Source organism: Methanospirillum sp., assembly GCF_035406105.1.
GTDB lineage: Archaea > Halobacteriota > Methanomicrobia > Methanomicrobiales > Methanospirillaceae > Methanospirillum.
In genome coordinates, this window is record NZ_DAONKG010000040.1 from 1 (window position 1) to 14,755 (window position 14,755).

Consider the following 14,755-nt stretch of genomic DNA (forward strand, 5'->3'; position numbering starts at 1 on the left):
CGGTATGTTTATTCCATCCGAGCACCTCAATCCTGCTGATTATTGATATATAAAATGAAGAGACCAGTATGTTTCGAATGGTTCTAAGCACATTATCAGGTGCAGACCCGGTGATAAAGTATATGAGAATATTGGAATCGATGAGATATCTCATATTCTGTCCCATTCCTCTCTCATATGTCGTATCTCCTGATCAAGATCCTCTGGTGTTCCGGAATAATGAATAATCCCAATATAATCTGCCGGATCAAACTCTTTTTTTTTCTTGATTTTACCCCGAATCATCTCCTCAATATCTTCACCCCAGACAGATATTGGGATAATAACATCAGTTCTATTCCCGTTCTGATCATATACATACCGAATCTCAATCACCATTCGTATTCTCTCTCCCTTTATATGTGATAGAGCAGAATCATATGTCTTGCTATACGCAAACCTCGATGAAAAAAACATTCACATCTGCGACCAGGGAGAAGGATCTGATAACAAAAACCGAAAATAAAAATTACTGGATATTAAATCTCACCTATGGAGAGTGAGATTCCCTTCCTGATATCCAAAAGCCCTTCTTCGACTTCACCGGTCTTTTTTTTGGTGACACCACGGTTATACCATGCTTCGGCATTATAGGGATCACACTCGATTGCAGCGTTATAGCATTTCAGGGCATCTGAATAATTCCCAAGGATATCGAGTACATTCCCTTTATTCAGAAATGCATTTGAATTATGGGGTTCAGCATCAATCACTTTGTCGTATAGCCTGAGTGATTCGGTATAATCACCTGCCATCATGCAGTTACTTGCCTCCCGCAGGCAGCATTCAACTGCCGGGTTTAATGTGGACTGAATGGGGGCCGAAACAGTCACAATATCAATTCCCATATCTATTCCCTCCTACTGACGAAATCCTGACTCTCCCCCGTATTATCCGGGATCAATATATACCAGACACAATTCCATCGGAATGTCCTTTTCGGTATTGGAGATCACGGGGATATTCGGCTATGGAATCCTGTAATACAGGGGTATTTTCTAATACAACCCGGAATATGTTAAGAATTTGCCAATCAGTTCTGGAAGGCACATATGCCACCCGCTGGTGCAATTCACTTCTGCCATGCATTCAGGAAAGACCAGATTCCGGGAACAGAGGATAATTAAGGGACTTCGATACTGATCGGTTTACAATACCGATCCTGCTCTGCCATCCAGGTGGTCAGATATCAAACGTGCGCATTGCCTGACAACTCTGTTGTGTCATCACGTATAGAATAAAGAGGGAACGAATGATTACAATCTCCTAAAAAGGATCACAATCTGCCCTGAAGACTGGTATCTCATCAGGGCATATGACAGAGGAGACCCGGATATCATCCTCCTGAAACCAGACAAAATGCCAGGGGATAGCCGGTTGGGAGGTGCCCCTGTGATCTTCTCATTCAGATAAACACATATCAGGTTCAAACCACTAATTACTCTCATATGGCAGCTTCTGTTCTATCTCCCATAGCAAAAGGTGAGACTGACATCTGTATCGAACCATCCATGGCAAACCGTCATGGTCTGATAGCCGGATCAACCGGTACTGGAAAGACCGTGACACTCAGGGTCCTGATCGAACAGTTCAGTTCCATGGGGGTCCCGGTGTTTGTGCCTGACATAAAAGGAGACCTGTCAGGACTGTGCAGACCGGGAGGCGGGAATAAAAAGATAGAAGAACGTGCTGCACTCCTCGGTCTTTCTCAACTCCCGTATGAAGGATATCCGGTCAGGTTCTGGGATCTCTACGGGAAAGAGGGGCATCCTGTCCGGACCACCATATCAGAGATGGGGCCGCTTCTGCTGTCACGAATCCTCGGACTCAATGACACACAGGCCGGTATTCTGTCCATGCTGTTCCGGTATGCGGATGATAACCGGCTGCTTCTCATTGATATTGCAGACCTGATTGCTCTTATCACCTATGCGCTTGAGAATACTGCGGAGATAAAGGGCAAATACGGTAACATGACCCCTGCATCACTTGGTGCCATCCAGCGGGCTGTGTTAACGCTCGAAGAGCAGGGCGGAGACGTGTTCTTTGGTGAGCCTTCGCTTCTTATTGAGGATATTATGCAGGTTCAGAATGGAAAAGGGGTCATAAGTCTCCTCTCTGCAGCTGCCCTGATGAAAGCCCCAAAAATCTATTCCACCTTCCTCCTCTGGCTGTTATCCGAGTTATATGAGATGCTGCCTGAAGTAGGTGACCTGGAAAAGCCGAAGTTCCTCCTCTTCTTTGATGAGGCGCACCTGCTCTTTTCCGATACACCAAAAGCACTGGAAGAGAAGATTGTCCAGATCGTCCGTCTTATCAGATCCAAAGGTGTCGGGGTATACTTTATAACCCAGAATCCGGGTGATATTCCGGAAGATGTGCTGGGACAACTTGGAAACCGTATGCAGCATGCTCTCCGGGCGACAACACCACGGGAGATGAGAGCGGTAAAGACCGCCGCAAAATCATTCAGGCAGAATCCAAAGATAGACGCGGAAAAGGTAATTGGAGAACTGGGGATTGGAGAAGCACTCGTATCAGTGCTTGATCACGGCGGCGTTCCAACTCCGGTAGACCGTGCCTTTATCTACCCGCCAAAGAGCAGTCTTCTCCCCCTGCAGGCAGGAGAAATCCAGGCAGAGATACGATCCTCCCCCCTGGTTGGAAGATATGAACAGATGATAAACCGGCATTCTGCAGCCGAAGAGTTACAAAACCGGCACAAAGAGGTTGAGGTACAAAAGACAGCCCCGGCCCGCACAACACCTGTGTCCATACCGAGATCACCATCGACGCCGACCAGACGACGAGCACAAAAGGATGTCGGGGATGTCGTGGGCACCATTGCCGTCAGGACTGCAACCAATATCGGGACACAGATAGGAAAGGAGATTGTCAGAGGAATGCTCGGGTCCTGGCTGAAGAAAAAATAATAATCCTCCTTTGGAACTATCCGGACTTGATCTGACACACGTTCTGCGAGAGCCTCCTGTGCAACCGTGTGCGAATCGCATGAGTCGCTCTCCTGGTCCGGATACATCAGCATGAGTGGGATATAAAGAGATCTCTCTCTTTTTGCAGATTCTTTCGTTTTTTCTGATAGCCCGATCTTCCCTTCCGAACTCTTTTGAAGATCAAGGTAGACCTTCATATATGACGCTCAAGCCATTTGCTCTTTGTATGAGGCTTATCCTGTTTGATCAGCATGGTCACATCCTGGTGCTGAAACGAAATGCGCAATCAAAGACAAATCCATCAAAGTGGGAACTGCCTGGAGGAAAGATTGATGCTGGTGAAGCATTTGATGAGGCATTAAAACGCGAGATTCGTGAGGAAACAGGGTTTACCGTTGCGATTCACACCGCTGCAGGAACCGCCATGCAGGAGACTGAGGAATACCGGGTCGTGAATCTGGTCATGATCGGCACTATCCTCTCCGGCGGGCTTTCCATAAGTCCTGAGCACAGCGAATACCGGTGGGCCAGTCTTCCCGAGATCACGGCACTTGACAAGGCAGACTGGTTTGCTGAATACTTCTCCATGTACATGAGTGCCGGTCTATCCGGGAAGGAATAACCATACAGATACTATTATGTATTCACCTACTTATAGTGAAAATAAGAGGTATGCACATGAACGAGAGAATGACACGAACAATCCTGATTCTGATTGCCCTCATTATCTCATCAGGGCTTTTCACATCCCCGGTCATGGCATTTGACACCAGATCAGGGGATAATATTGTAATTAACGAACCGGTTGATGATGATCTCATTGCATCGGGCGGCTCTTTGATCATAAATGCTCCGGTAAAGAGTATTACCTGGTTTGGAGGGACCCTTATCGTCAATGAACCGGTCGAGAAGAACCTTATCGCAGTCGGAGGAACCATTCAGGTAAACGCTCCGGTCGGGACTGATCTCCTCGTTGCAGGCGGTAACATCGATATCAATGGTGATATCGGCGGGAAGATTATGGCAATCGGTGGATCGGTTACCATGTCAGGAAATGCAGAAAATATCGCTGCATCAGGTGGAACCGTTGTCCTTTCAAAGAATACGGTGATCAGAAAGGATGCGATGATCAGTGCATCCGGTTATACCACCCAGGCAACCATTCTTGGAAACCTGACCGTTGAAGAGGGAACATCCGGGGATACCGGGTTGCAGATGAAGAAGATTGGTGATATGATCGGGGCATTTATCTCAATGGTCAGGATCCTCTCGTTCTTCGGGTTTTTAATTCTGGGAATCATCTTTGTAAAACTCTGTCCTGCATTCCATGCAGCTCTTGTAAAAACCGGTACAGAAAAGACACTGTTGTCATTCGTTGCCGGAATCGCAGGTCTTGTAATCGGTTGTATCCTCTGTATTATCCTTCTGATAACCATCATCGGTATCCCGCTTGCAATCCTTTTATTTCTCCTGATACTCATCGGACTGTTGCTGGCAAATATCCTCTCCGGAGCCCTCGTAGGGGAATGGATCCAGCAGCTTGCAAAGAAAAACGTCAGCCCGCTCTGGGGATTCCTTGTCGGGTTTGTCATATTAAATGCCCTGTTTTTCATACCCTTCATCGGATTTTTTATCTGGATCCTTGCAATAGTTCTGGGATTTGGCATGATGGTCCTCACCTGTTATAAGGCATATGCCGAAACCGGGCTCTAATCTTTTTTGACCGGTCATTTCAAGTATTCAAAACACGATATCCTCATCCTGAGGACCATATGTCTGAAGAACTGGGAGCAGAAGCAGGATTACTGGTACTGAGTGTGATCATACTCAATGCCAGCATTCTTGTGCACATCGTAACCGGAAAGCCGCGGCTTTGGTACCTGCTGCTTCTGGATATCAGCCTCGTGTTCTGGATTATCAGTTATGGGATGAATCTGCTGACTCATGGGCCGAAGATGACCGGAACATGGCAGATGATGAGTCTTATGGGCATGACGCTGCTTATTTTCTCATTTATAGCAGCATTTGTGGATTACCTGAAGAATGAAGAATGAAGAGGAGAAAGAGAAAGAGAGGAGCGGGGTTACAGAGTAATTGTCCCCTTTCCTTTCGGGGTGTTATGTTTGAACTGCGGATCGTCGTCCGTTGCCATGGCCCAGATGAATGGTACCTCTTCTTTAGCAGTAAGGACAGCATCGTAGGCATCACCGGTGTTCAGTTTTCGTGCAAACTCAACCGTTGTCACCCCCAATGCCTCGGTGGCCGAGAGATTCATGATGTCATCGGTCCCGCCAAGATCGGTATCAGGCGGATGCGGCCCGAAATTACCGGTTGAGAAGGAATCGGCCCAGTATACCGTGCCATCGGCCACACCTGCAAGGATGATGTCTGCATCCTTCATCATCTGTGATGGCTTCAGCCCGATCCCGACCCAGCCGGTGGTTTTGCCCAAAAGGCCGATATAGATGATATCATTATCAATCGTCCAGAAGATCTGGTAGTTTCCATTGTCAAATGACGCGTTATGGTCATACTCGGTATCACCGATTACGCCGTTCAGCTCCACATCTGCAGCAGATGATCCAAGGATCATGCATACCATGATCAGGAGTGATGCAATCGGGGTATGGCTATTCATACTCTTTCATGGATCACTTCTCGGATAAAACTCTTTGGAGAACAGAAACAGATCAGAAGAAAGATATCAGCATTATGCTGAAATAACTCCTATGCTTCTTCTCATGACACTCGGAACCGGTATTGGTACGAGTGACGAGGATGCGCTCTCCCGGCTGGTCAGATCATGCAGCTTTGCAATCTATTCATACCGGCCAGGTCAGATTATATATTTCTGTTCAGAAGAGAGTAAACATGTCATCGAACCGGTGCATGCGGCTCTTTTGGATCAGTATCAGCGAGATCCACCTCCCTATTCAGTATGCATGATCCCCGATCCCAATGACTTTACCGGATGTTTTGAACTGCTCTATGGGGTTGCTTTTCTCTATCATGACGAAGAGGTTGTCATTGAGGCATCATCCGGAACCAGGGAGATGATAATGGCCGCAGAAATCGTTTCGTTCCTGACCAGAAATCCGGTATCCCATGTAACCGGGGAGAAATCAGGCGGGATGATCATCCCGGGGACGGAACGGATACGGGAGATGGTCCTGTATGCTGCGTACGACCGGCTCCAGCTGCACAGGGCCATTTATGCCTTTAATCATAACCATTTTGGAAGTTCTCTCAGACTTCTCGAAGGGATTACCAGTCTTCCCGAACGTGATATATACTATACCTTGTTCAACGCCTACTGGCACTGGGACAAGATGGATTATAAAAAGGCCTACCAGTATCTTGAACATGTTCCTGACCTTGATCTTCTGATCCCGCTCAATCGCAGGTTCCTCAAACGGCTTCTTGAACTTGACCAGATGGATGATACCATATTAAACCGGAAGGAACGTCTCAGGGTACGACAGCAAAAGTATATGTATATGCTTTTGGATCTCCTCCATAACGCGAAACGGCGAATTGACGGGGAGCGGTATGATGATGCACTTGCCAGGCTGTACCGGGTTGTAGAACTTATCTCGCAGGTTCTTCTGCTCAGGTACGGGATCGATGACAATGAGGAGAAGATCAGATTTGCCGACCTGAAAAAACTGCTCCGGAAACAGGATATATCGACGTATGCCAGAAAGGCTGACCGGGACGGTATTATCAGGATTGGCCTTCGGAATAAATACCTCCTGCTTGAAGACCTGGGCATGAGAGGGGCTGATCGATGGTATGCAGCCCTGCAGGAGTATATCATGATCAGAAATGATTCAATACTTGCTCATGGTCTGACGCCGGTGCCTGGTGAGGTTGCACAGAAGATGTGGACGGAGGTCAGAACCGTGATTACCGAAGCATGTACCGGATCAGGTGAGGATTTGGAAGAACTCTTCCGATCTTCAGAATTTCCCATCCTGGAAAATCATCAGCTGGAACAATAAACCGGAGTACAAGGAGAGAGAAAGGGTTATTCCAGGGTTGAACCCCAGACCGAGTTTAAGTAGCGCTGGCCTTTTTCATCCCCGCGGGTACAGTAGTACTTATATTCGAGACCATACTCTTTTGAAATCGGACATTCCTTGCATTTACATCCCTCTTCAAAAGAGATACACAGGAAACTCTGACCAATCATACAGAAGAGTTTTTCGCGCTCCACAATTGCGCATTTGTTGTAACTTGGACAGGTAGGACAGATGCATTTTGTCTTTTTTTCCTCAATGATCTTTTCCTTTTCTTCTGCCGGAAGTTTCTTCAAATCCCGGACAAAGGTGGTGAATGTGTCCATCGAGATCCCTCGTTTGAGTGTTATGATTTCATTCGTATAAATCTGTCCATTTAAATCTGCATCAGAATCAGCCCCCTGATCCGGCAACCATGGAACTCTTTAAGATCCCGTCCTATACCTATATGAGCACATGATACTCTCTTCCTGCAAAAAACTCTATCAGCAGGAGACTCACCGGACCAGATCTCCTGAAGAGACCTATCAGGCAATTCATACGCGTACCGGCCCTGCCGGCATAACCAGGGTTGCAGATATCACCGGTCTTGACCGGATTGGAATTCCTGTCTTCTCCTGTATCAGGCCAGTTGCAGCCGAAGGGGCGATTACTGTGTACAACGGAAAAGGGGCAACGCCGATTGCCGCACGGGTTTCTGCGATCATGGAGGGGCTTGAGCGGTATTCTGCGGAGGTGCATGACCGGACCATGCCGACGATGACGTATGATCAGATCCGGGCTGAAAAGAATGCAATCCGTCCTGAATCGCTCATTCTTCCGGACCATGCAGAACCGGAGTGGCCCATCCCCTGGTATCCGGGGTATGATATCATGCGAAATGAGGAGGTCTGGGTTCCTGCCCATGCAGTCTTTCATCCGGTGCCCCGGATCATGGGAAAATTATTCAGGACCAGTACAAACGGAATCGCATCAGGGAATACCTATGAAGAAGCGGTCTTTCACAGCCTGTGTGAACTGATAGAGCGGGATGCCTGGTCCCTTGTTGAAGCATCAAACCATGCCGGGCCGGTGATTACTGATGTTACCTATCCGGTTGCAAAGGAACTGCTTGAAAAGTTTGAGCGGGCCGGGGTGGATGTCATTCTGCGCGATATAACGAGTGACCTCGGAGTTCCCACGGTCGCGGCGGTATCTGATGATCTCCAACTCCGCGACCCGACGCTGCTGTGTATCGGGATGGGGTCCCATCTCTGTCGTGAGATAGCGATCCTTCGGGCACTGACCGAGGTTGCACAAAGCAGGGCAACCCAGATTCACGGAGCACGTGAGGATACCCAGTCAACCCATTTCCTCTCACGGGTCGGCTATGACCGGGCAAAACGACTGAACAAAAAGTGGTTTACCCGTGAACCGGAGATATCCTATGCGGAGATGGCTTCGTATCACACCGATGATTTCCTTGATGACATCCATATTGTTCTGGACCGTCTGAAGGCAGCAGGACTTGACCGGGTCATTGTTTCAGATCTGACCAGACCTGAGATCGGTGTGCCGGTCGTCAGGGTGATTGTGCCAGGACTTGAACATTATGCCATGGACCCCGAACGAATCGGAGAGCGATGCCGCCGTGCACGACGTCATTATATTCCTGGGACCAAGCCTGCCGGTTCCTGATGCCGTAAAAATCCTGTCTGCACAGTACCGGCCCCCGGTCAGACGGGTTGATCTCCCCGACGTCATCAGGGTACATCCCCGGGTTGTCGGGATCATCGACGGTGTCTTCTTTGAGGATGCGGCAGTCGGTCACCGGGAGGTACTTGAAGTGATAAAAAACGGGATTGTTGTTGTTGGTGCCTCAAGTATGGGGGCATTGCGGGCTGCGGAACTGGAACCCTTTGGGATGATCGGCATTGGTGAGGTATTCAGGATGTACCGGGATGGAGAGGTAGAATCTGATGATGAGGTGGCTCTTATGTGTGATCCGGTCACCCATATGGCCTTATCAGAGGCACTCGTCAATATCAGGGTTACTCTCCGTCATGGGATTGAGACAGGGTTTTTTACGAAAGATGAAGCAGACCTGATCATAAATACCGGACGATCCCTGTGGTACCCTGACCGTTCGTGGTCACGAATTGTAAAATCGTGTAATTTTGACCCTGAACGAACCCAGGCGATACTCAATTGGATTGTGCAGCATCGTATCGATCAAAAGCGGGAGGATGCCATCGCGGCACTTACCTTTATCAGAGATCGGTTTTGCTCATGATAGCAGAGAAGACATTCAATCCATCCAGGCGGTTTGAGCGGCAGATTCCTCTTATAGGGGCGGAGGGGCAGAAAAATCTTGAGGAGGCCACCGTTCTTATCGCCGGTGCAGGAGGTCTTGGATCACCTGCGGCAACGTACCTTGCACTTGCCGGTACCGGAGAGCTGATTATTGTTGATGATGACCGGATTTCGGAGTCAAACCTGAATCGCCAGTTTCTTCATGCAGCATCTTCAGTCGGTCTGCAAAAGGTGTATTCTGCACAGACCACCCTTCACGGGTTGGCACCGGAGTTATCCGTTATCTCCTATCCCAGACGGATAGACGAGCAGAGTGCCGGGGAACTGGTGAGGGATGCGGATGTGGTCATTGATGCCCTTGATAATTATGAGAGCAGGTTTATTCTTCATGAGGCAGCGTGGAATGCGGATATTCCCTTTATTCACGGGGCAATTGAGGGTTTTTCCGGACAACTGACCAGCATCATCCCCGGCCATTCGCCCTGTCTCTCCTGCCTTATTCCTTCTGCCCCGCTATCTGAAAAGGTCCCGGTTATCGGGGCCACTGCAGGGGTTATCGGATCGATGCAGGCGATGGAGGCGATCAAGTATCTGACCGGAAAGGGGACGATGATGACCGGCAGGCTGTTTCTCTGGGACGGACTGTCCGGACGGGGTGAGTATGTGAAATTTGGGAGACGAAAGAACTGCCCGGTCTGTAGACTGAAGGGAGGTATGTCATGAAGATTACCATTCGCTGTTATGCACGATTTCGGGATGCATTTGGGGAGGAACGGGAGATATCCCTTGAGGAAGGGGCAACCATCAGGGATGCGATCCGGGCTCTTGCCGGGAACGGGCCTGATGCAGACCTTCTCATTGATAATGCATGCAATATCAGGAGTTATGTTATGATCATGTACCGGGATGAACGGATCTCTCCAATGGAAGCAGAGGCCGTGCCCCTTGCTGATGGAGATCTGATCATACTCTTCCCGCCGGTTTCAGGAGGATGATGATAGCAATTACCAGAGATCCGATCGATCCTGCCCGGTTTATTGAGGCAGCGAAGATTCCAGAGACCGGAGGTATTGTCACCTTTATCGGAACGGTCAGGGATGACGGGATTGAGGCACTCGACCTTGAGGTCTGCGAAGAGGTGGCGGTATCAGATTTACACCGGATCGCTTTGCAGGCGACTCGTGAGTATCACCTCAATACGGTTGATATCGTTCATCGTGTCGGACGGATGCAGCTGACTGATACCATACTGGTTATTGTGGTTGGAGCTTCTCACCGTCAGGAGGCGTTTTCAGCCTGCTCATGGATTCTTGAACAGATCAAGGAGTATGTCCCGATCTGGAAGAAAGATATTGCAAACGGGCAGGAAAAATGGCATTTTCATGAAAAAAATGACCAATGAATCATTCGATCTATCATGTACAGAGGATATGAGACGGGCTTTCCATTCCGGATAAGCGACATTCAGATGGGGTGTTCTTTTCTGTTCGATGGGGGTTCGAAGAATCATATCAATGAGAATCTGATACTGCATCATGATATGGGTGCACTATCGACGTCACTTCCATTCAGGTGCTGAATCATCTATTGCGAACCAAACAACACCATACAGGATATCGCAACGGAGAGAAGGGGATCTGAAGGTGGTAGTGCAAGGTATTCCGCTCTGGAGATGGATGCCCGTGAGGGATGATACGAACGGGAAAGAGTATATGACAAAAATTAAAACCGTTTTCCAGTCTTATATCCGTATGCACCAAGAGCAACAATAATTATACCGATACAAAAGGTGATGTAATTCCACCACTGTGTTCCCTGTATGATATTGTTTATACCCAGCCCGATGAAGATAACACCGGCGATCATGGTGATGATGTTCGAAGTCTTTGCGTCCATACCAGATATCGTCTTTAGAACCCATAATAAAACCGCTTAATTCCTTACATGACAGCGACAGGATTCGTATCCCGTGTCCAGAGGGGAGGTGATTAATAAGTGTTTAACTCATATCACAAATTAAATAATTTTATATATATGGAAAATAACATTTGAATGGATGAATGGCTCATTTCGAATGTGTATCATTGTTTTGGTACTTGGAACAATACTTCTCGTTGGGGGGGCCTTGGCAGAAAAGGTTGAATCGCTCGGAGAACATAATGCAGACCGTCTTCTCATTGCAACTACCACCAGTCTTGATGCAACGAACCTTTTGGATCTTCTCGAAGAGAAATTTAAAGAGCAGACCGGTGTTACGGTGGAACATGTTGCGGTCGGAACCGGGCAGGCTCTTGAGATTGCAAAGAACTGTGACGCAGACATTGTAATGGTGCATGATCGTGCTGCAGAAGACAAATTTATCGATGAGGGATATGGCAAAGACCGCCGTGTCTTCGGGTACAACTATTTTCTTCTTGTCGGACCAGAACAAGACCCGGCACATGTGACCGGACTGAACGGAACTGCGGCATTTAAGGCAATAAAGCAGGCAGCAGCGACGGATCCGCGTGTTGTGTTTGTATCACGGGGAGATAATTCCGGAACCCATTCACGTGAGAAACTCCTGTGGAAAAAGGCAGGATATGACTATGCAGAAGTCAACGCATCAGCATGGTACCGTGAAGCCGGTGCAGGAATGGGACAGACGCTTACCATGACACAGGAACTTCAGGGATATACCCTGACTGACTCAGCATCCTGGGCAACCTATGAGAGCAACCTTTCACTGGTTCCATTGGTCGGGAATGATGAGAACTTTTTAAATGTCTATGCCGTCATGCGTGTCAATGAGGAGAAATGTCCGGATGTGAACACCGACATCGCAAAACGGTGGATCAATTTCATGATCAGTGATGAAGTCCAGGATATCCTCTCGACCTATGGAGTCGAAAAGAACGGTGTACCATACTTTAACCCCGGCCGGGGTAGTGCAGACGTCATGGGAGTGACCGTGGAAGAGACCTCCGACAAGGTGGCCTAAAAAAATTCACACTTTTTTACTCTGTACGACAAATACTGGTATGAATGATCTGCTTGCCGGTTGTGAGACTGCTATTCGTCTCATATTGACCGCAGATCCTGAAGTGCTGAATATTACCATCAGAACGCTTCAGATTACCTCCTCTTCGGTAGGTATCAGTGCCATCTTTGCAATACCCCTGGGGGCTGTCATTACATTCAGGAATTTTTACGGAAAAAGACTATTAATCTCGATAATTCAAACCCTGTATGCACTCCCAACCGTTATCGTTGGCCTCCTGTGCTATATGATTCTCTCACGATCCGGGCCTCTTGGGGAGTTAAAATGGCTCTTTACTCCATACGGGATGGTATTTGGTCAGACAATTCTTATTATTCCGATTATGACCGGGCTTACCATTGCAGCACTCCAGGGAATTGATCCCGGTATTAGCGATACCATTCGATCCCTTGGGGCGTCACACCTGCAGTTTTTAAAAACTCATCTTCGTGAGGCACGGTTTGCTATCATGGCTGCGATTATTGTAGGGTTCTCCCGTGCCATATCAGAAGTCGGAACGGCTGTCATGATCGGTGGAAACATCAAAGGGCATACCAGGGTGCTGACGACGGCTATCTCCCTGCAGACCTCGATGGGAAATTTCTCCCTGTCTCTTGCTCTTGGCATAATTCTCCTGGCAATTGCGCTTATTATCAATCTTTTCATGAGTTTTTTGCAGAACAGGTAGGAACCGGATGATTGAGATACACAATATCACGAAAGCATTTGACGGGAATCTGGTTGTAACCGGTGTTTCTGAAACGATCCAAAAGGGAGAGATATTTACAATAATCGGCCCGTCCGGTCAGGGAAAGACAACACTGCTTCGTATCCTTGGTCTGTTGGAAAGACCAACGTCAGGGGAGGTGCTCCTTGACGGGATTTCCGTTACCGGTCTGCCGGCGTCTGATCCAAACCGGAGACGTATTGGCATGGTCTTTCAAAACCCGGTCGTATTCAAGGATTCGGTGTTTCATAACATAGCAATTGGGCTCCGGTATCGGGGATTACCAAAAGAAGAGATCAGAAAAAAAGTCCTGCAAAAACTCCATGAGATCGGACTCTCCGGATATGAACATCGAAACGCCACAACGCTTTCGGGCGGTGAGAAACAAAGGGTATCACTTGCCCGGGTGATGGTGACCGGACCTGATGTGCTCATCCTTGATGAACCGACGGCAAATCTTGACCCGGTATCAACTGAGGTCATTGAGGACCTGATTCGATATTACAATAGAGTGTACAATACAACCGTAATCCTTTCGACCCATGATATGATACAGGGGCAACGTCTTGCGGATCGGGTTGCCGTCATGATGAACGGACGGTTCGTTCAGTCAGGAACAATTTTTACCATATTCACCCGTCCCTGCTCGGTTGATGTGGCAAAATTTATCGGGATTGGAAATATTATACCAGGAACTATCATCAGGAATGAGGAGGGATTGTCTGTTATCCTGACGCACGGGTCTCTGATTCATGCAATCGGGACGTTCCCTGTTGGAACAAAGGTAAAAATCGCTATCAGGCCTGAGGAGATTACCATTCATACCGGACCTGACCGGTTTTCGAGTGCCAGAAATGTCATCGCCGGTACGATTGAAAAGATCATGCCCATTGGTATCATCAGCCGTGTCAGTGTGAAATCAGGAGACCTGATCCTCTCGGCACAAGTGACCTGGCAATCGGTTCGGGAACTTGATCTCAGGCCAGGTGACCGGGTGTATCTCTCATTTAAAGTTCCTTCAGTCCACATCATGCCTGATGAACCGTAATGGGGCTCTGTCCCGGTCATGTTCCGATTGGTATCTGGTATTATCCCGATGGGGTAAACCGGTGATCAAACCACCATTTCATGCCGACTATTGAGATAATCAAGAGCCCGGTTATCATGTTTGCGAGCATCACCGGAATATCAGCACTGACGATTCCATATATCATCCAGAGGAATACCCCGACCAGAAGCAGGAATAACAGGCCCCATGAGAGGTCATGCGCAGATCTGCTTCTCCAAGTCTTTATGACCTGCGGAAGAAAGGCCACTGTTGTACATATCCCACCAATATAGCCGGTATAGAGCAGCAAATCCATTCCCGTATGTATTGCACAGGTGAGATGAAAGGAGTTCGGGATGGCTCTTTATAAACCGGCGCGATCCAGGATCATCGTCGCAAGGGCGTGTGCAGACTCAATCGGAAAATCCGTGGGTTTGATAAAGCGGCTGAAGAGATCCCCGGTATTGCAGACCACAATTCCGCCAACAGAAATATTACTCTGAGCTCCTTTTGGTAATCCTGCATACACTTCATCTACCGAAGAAACCGGAAATTTTACTCCTTTCATCGCCTCAATCCATTTGGCATATAATTCATCACGCATACCCATAGAAGGTATCTATAATACCCAGACACTAATAATTTACGAAATGCATC

The 14,755-nt window shown here is 48.1% G+C and carries 20 protein-coding genes; 13 read left to right on the top strand and 7 right to left on the bottom strand.

Features of this window, described 5'->3' with window-relative positions:
* Nucleotides 1–150 precede the first annotated feature (150 nt).
* Together PLA23_RS03835 and PLA23_RS03840 are read right to left on the bottom strand one after the other, a co-directional pair.
* A complete protein-coding gene (locus tag PLA23_RS03835; RefSeq protein ID WP_324330260.1) occupies nucleotides 151–378 on the bottom strand; it encodes a hypothetical protein in 228 nt (75 codons plus the stop codon).
* A 140-nt stretch (nucleotides 379–518) separates the two neighbouring features.
* Nucleotides 519–887, bottom strand: a complete 369-nt coding sequence (locus PLA23_RS03840; RefSeq protein ID WP_324330258.1) for a tetratricopeptide repeat protein — start codon at nucleotides 885–887, stop codon at nucleotides 519–521.
* A 600-nt stretch (nucleotides 888–1,487) separates the two neighbouring features.
* Between PLA23_RS03840 and PLA23_RS03845 the strand changes: the two genes are divergently transcribed.
* From PLA23_RS03845 to PLA23_RS03860, 4 genes are all read left to right on the top strand, one after another.
* Complete coding sequence (locus tag PLA23_RS03845) at nucleotides 1,488–2,972, top strand: helicase HerA-like domain-containing protein (RefSeq protein WP_324474081.1); 1,485 nt, start codon at nucleotides 1,488–1,490, stop codon at nucleotides 2,970–2,972.
* A 220-nt stretch (nucleotides 2,973–3,192) separates the two neighbouring features.
* Nucleotides 3,193–3,615, top strand: coding sequence for an NUDIX domain-containing protein (locus PLA23_RS03850; protein WP_324330254.1), 423 nt, complete (start codon nucleotides 3,193–3,195; stop codon nucleotides 3,613–3,615).
* 56 nt (nucleotides 3,616–3,671) lie between these two features.
* Nucleotides 3,672–4,706, top strand: a complete 1,035-nt coding sequence (locus PLA23_RS03855) for a DUF8173 domain-containing protein (protein ID WP_324330252.1) — start codon at nucleotides 3,672–3,674, stop codon at nucleotides 4,704–4,706.
* A 59-nt stretch (nucleotides 4,707–4,765) separates the two neighbouring features.
* Entirely contained in the window at nucleotides 4,766–5,047 is a 282-nt protein-coding gene (locus tag PLA23_RS03860; RefSeq protein WP_324474083.1) for a hypothetical protein, read from the top strand.
* 29 nt (nucleotides 5,048–5,076) lie between these two features.
* On the opposite strand, the gene PLA23_RS03865 is transcribed toward PLA23_RS03860, so the two are convergent.
* Entirely contained in the window at nucleotides 5,077–5,631 is a 555-nt protein-coding gene (locus tag PLA23_RS03865; protein ID WP_324330248.1) for a DOMON domain-containing protein, read from the bottom strand.
* A 91-nt stretch (nucleotides 5,632–5,722) separates the two neighbouring features.
* Here PLA23_RS03865 and PLA23_RS03870 point away from each other — a divergent pair, with 91 nt between their 5' ends.
* Nucleotides 5,723–6,994 carry a TIGR02710 family CRISPR-associated CARF protein gene (locus PLA23_RS03870; RefSeq protein ID WP_324474085.1) on the top strand — a complete coding sequence of 424 codons (1,272 nt, stop codon included), beginning with the start codon at nucleotides 5,723–5,725 and terminating at the stop codon, nucleotides 6,992–6,994.
* A gap of 26 nt (nucleotides 6,995–7,020) precedes the next feature.
* Here PLA23_RS03870 and PLA23_RS03875 read toward each other — a convergent pair whose 3' ends face one another.
* Nucleotides 7,021–7,338, bottom strand: coding sequence for a DUF2769 domain-containing protein (locus PLA23_RS03875; protein WP_324330245.1), 318 nt, complete (start codon nucleotides 7,336–7,338; stop codon nucleotides 7,021–7,023).
* A 130-nt stretch (nucleotides 7,339–7,468) separates the two neighbouring features.
* On the opposite strand from PLA23_RS03875, the gene PLA23_RS03880 reads away from it, so the two are divergent.
* The 5 genes from PLA23_RS03880 to PLA23_RS03900 are packed head-to-tail and all read left to right on the top strand — an operon-like array spanning nucleotide 7,469 to nucleotide 10,706.
* Nucleotides 7,469–8,689, top strand: a complete 1,221-nt coding sequence (locus tag PLA23_RS03880; RefSeq protein ID WP_324474087.1) for a YcaO-related McrA-glycine thioamidation protein — start codon at nucleotides 7,469–7,471, stop codon at nucleotides 8,687–8,689.
* The gene (locus tag PLA23_RS03885) at nucleotides 8,643–9,284 is read left to right on the top strand and encodes a TfuA-related McrA-glycine thioamidation protein (RefSeq protein ID WP_324474089.1); all 642 of its coding nucleotides are present in this window, start codon (nucleotides 8,643–8,645) and stop codon (nucleotides 9,282–9,284) included. The genes PLA23_RS03880 and PLA23_RS03885 overlap by 47 nt, the downstream gene beginning before the upstream one ends.
* Nucleotides 9,281–10,027 (top strand): HesA/MoeB/ThiF family protein, encoded by a 747-nt coding sequence (locus tag PLA23_RS03890; RefSeq protein ID WP_324474091.1) that lies wholly within the window; start codon nucleotides 9,281–9,283, stop codon nucleotides 10,025–10,027. Before PLA23_RS03885 ends, PLA23_RS03890 begins: the two co-directional genes overlap by 4 nt.
* Nucleotides 10,024–10,299, top strand: coding sequence for a MoaD/ThiS family protein (locus tag PLA23_RS03895; RefSeq protein ID WP_324329836.1), 276 nt, complete (start codon nucleotides 10,024–10,026; stop codon nucleotides 10,297–10,299). Before PLA23_RS03890 ends, PLA23_RS03895 begins: the two co-directional genes overlap by 4 nt.
* The gene (locus tag PLA23_RS03900) at nucleotides 10,296–10,706 is read left to right on the top strand and encodes a molybdenum cofactor biosynthesis protein MoaE (RefSeq protein ID WP_324329834.1); all 411 of its coding nucleotides are present in this window, start codon (nucleotides 10,296–10,298) and stop codon (nucleotides 10,704–10,706) included. Before PLA23_RS03895 ends, PLA23_RS03900 begins: the two co-directional genes overlap by 4 nt.
* A gap of 320 nt (nucleotides 10,707–11,026) precedes the next feature.
* On the opposite strand, the gene PLA23_RS03905 is transcribed toward PLA23_RS03900, so the two are convergent.
* Entirely contained in the window at nucleotides 11,027–11,200 is a 174-nt protein-coding gene (locus tag PLA23_RS03905; RefSeq protein WP_324329832.1) for a hypothetical protein, read from the bottom strand.
* Nucleotides 11,201–11,378: 178 nt separating this feature from the next.
* Between PLA23_RS03905 and PLA23_RS03910 the strand changes: the two genes are divergently transcribed.
* The 3 genes from PLA23_RS03910 to PLA23_RS03920 are packed head-to-tail and all read left to right on the top strand — an operon-like array spanning nucleotide 11,379 to nucleotide 14,098.
* Nucleotides 11,379–12,284 carry an ABC transporter substrate-binding protein gene (locus tag PLA23_RS03910; protein WP_324474093.1) on the top strand — a complete coding sequence of 302 codons (906 nt, stop codon included), beginning with the start codon at nucleotides 11,379–11,381 and terminating at the stop codon, nucleotides 12,282–12,284.
* Between the two features lie 40 nt (nucleotides 12,285–12,324).
* Entirely contained in the window at nucleotides 12,325–13,011 is a 687-nt protein-coding gene (locus PLA23_RS03915) for an ABC transporter permease (protein WP_324329828.1), read from the top strand.
* A 7-nt stretch (nucleotides 13,012–13,018) separates the two neighbouring features.
* Entirely contained in the window at nucleotides 13,019–14,098 is a 1,080-nt protein-coding gene (locus tag PLA23_RS03920) for an ABC transporter ATP-binding protein (protein WP_324474096.1), read from the top strand.
* A 40-nt stretch (nucleotides 14,099–14,138) separates the two neighbouring features.
* Here the strand turns inward: PLA23_RS03920 and PLA23_RS03925 are convergent, their stop codons facing one another.
* Entirely contained in the window at nucleotides 14,139–14,408 is a 270-nt protein-coding gene (locus PLA23_RS03925) for a SemiSWEET family sugar transporter (RefSeq protein ID WP_324474097.1), read from the bottom strand.
* A 54-nt stretch (nucleotides 14,409–14,462) separates the two neighbouring features.
* Nucleotides 14,463–14,702: an MTH865 family protein gene (locus PLA23_RS03930; protein ID WP_324329823.1), complete on the bottom strand. Its 240-nt coding sequence runs from the start codon at nucleotides 14,700–14,702 to the stop codon at nucleotides 14,463–14,465.
* Nucleotides 14,703–14,755 lie beyond the last annotated feature (53 nt).

Coding starts and splice junctions, on each gene's coding strand:
- PLA23_RS03835 (WP_324330260.1), bottom strand. CDS start 378: ATGGTGATTGAGATTCGGTATGTATATGATCAGAACGGGAATAGAACT.
- PLA23_RS03840 (WP_324330258.1), bottom strand. CDS start 887: ATGGGAATTGATATTGTGACTGTTTCGGCCCCCATTCAGTCCACATTA.
- PLA23_RS03845 (WP_324474081.1), top strand. CDS start 1,488: ATGGCAGCTTCTGTTCTATCTCCCATAGCAAAAGGTGAGACTGACATC.
- PLA23_RS03850 (WP_324330254.1), top strand. CDS start 3,193: ATGACGCTCAAGCCATTTGCTCTTTGTATGAGGCTTATCCTGTTTGAT.
- PLA23_RS03855 (WP_324330252.1), top strand. CDS start 3,672: ATGAACGAGAGAATGACACGAACAATCCTGATTCTGATTGCCCTCATT.
- PLA23_RS03860 (WP_324474083.1), top strand. CDS start 4,766: ATGTCTGAAGAACTGGGAGCAGAAGCAGGATTACTGGTACTGAGTGTG.
- PLA23_RS03865 (WP_324330248.1), bottom strand. CDS start 5,631: ATGAATAGCCATACCCCGATTGCATCACTCCTGATCATGGTATGCATG.
- PLA23_RS03870 (WP_324474085.1), top strand. CDS start 5,723: ATGCTTCTTCTCATGACACTCGGAACCGGTATTGGTACGAGTGACGAG.
- PLA23_RS03875 (WP_324330245.1), bottom strand. CDS start 7,338: ATGGACACATTCACCACCTTTGTCCGGGATTTGAAGAAACTTCCGGCA.
- PLA23_RS03880 (WP_324474087.1), top strand. CDS start 7,469: ATGATACTCTCTTCCTGCAAAAAACTCTATCAGCAGGAGACTCACCGG.
- PLA23_RS03890 (WP_324474091.1), top strand. CDS start 9,281: ATGATAGCAGAGAAGACATTCAATCCATCCAGGCGGTTTGAGCGGCAG.
- PLA23_RS03895 (WP_324329836.1), top strand. CDS start 10,024: ATGAAGATTACCATTCGCTGTTATGCACGATTTCGGGATGCATTTGGG.
- PLA23_RS03900 (WP_324329834.1), top strand. CDS start 10,296: ATGATGATAGCAATTACCAGAGATCCGATCGATCCTGCCCGGTTTATT.
- PLA23_RS03905 (WP_324329832.1), bottom strand. CDS start 11,200: ATGGACGCAAAGACTTCGAACATCATCACCATGATCGCCGGTGTTATC.
- PLA23_RS03910 (WP_324474093.1), top strand. CDS start 11,379: ATGTGTATCATTGTTTTGGTACTTGGAACAATACTTCTCGTTGGGGGG.
- PLA23_RS03915 (WP_324329828.1), top strand. CDS start 12,325: ATGAATGATCTGCTTGCCGGTTGTGAGACTGCTATTCGTCTCATATTG.
- PLA23_RS03920 (WP_324474096.1), top strand. CDS start 13,019: ATGATTGAGATACACAATATCACGAAAGCATTTGACGGGAATCTGGTT.
- PLA23_RS03930 (WP_324329823.1), bottom strand. CDS start 14,702: ATGCGTGATGAATTATATGCCAAATGGATTGAGGCGATGAAAGGAGTA.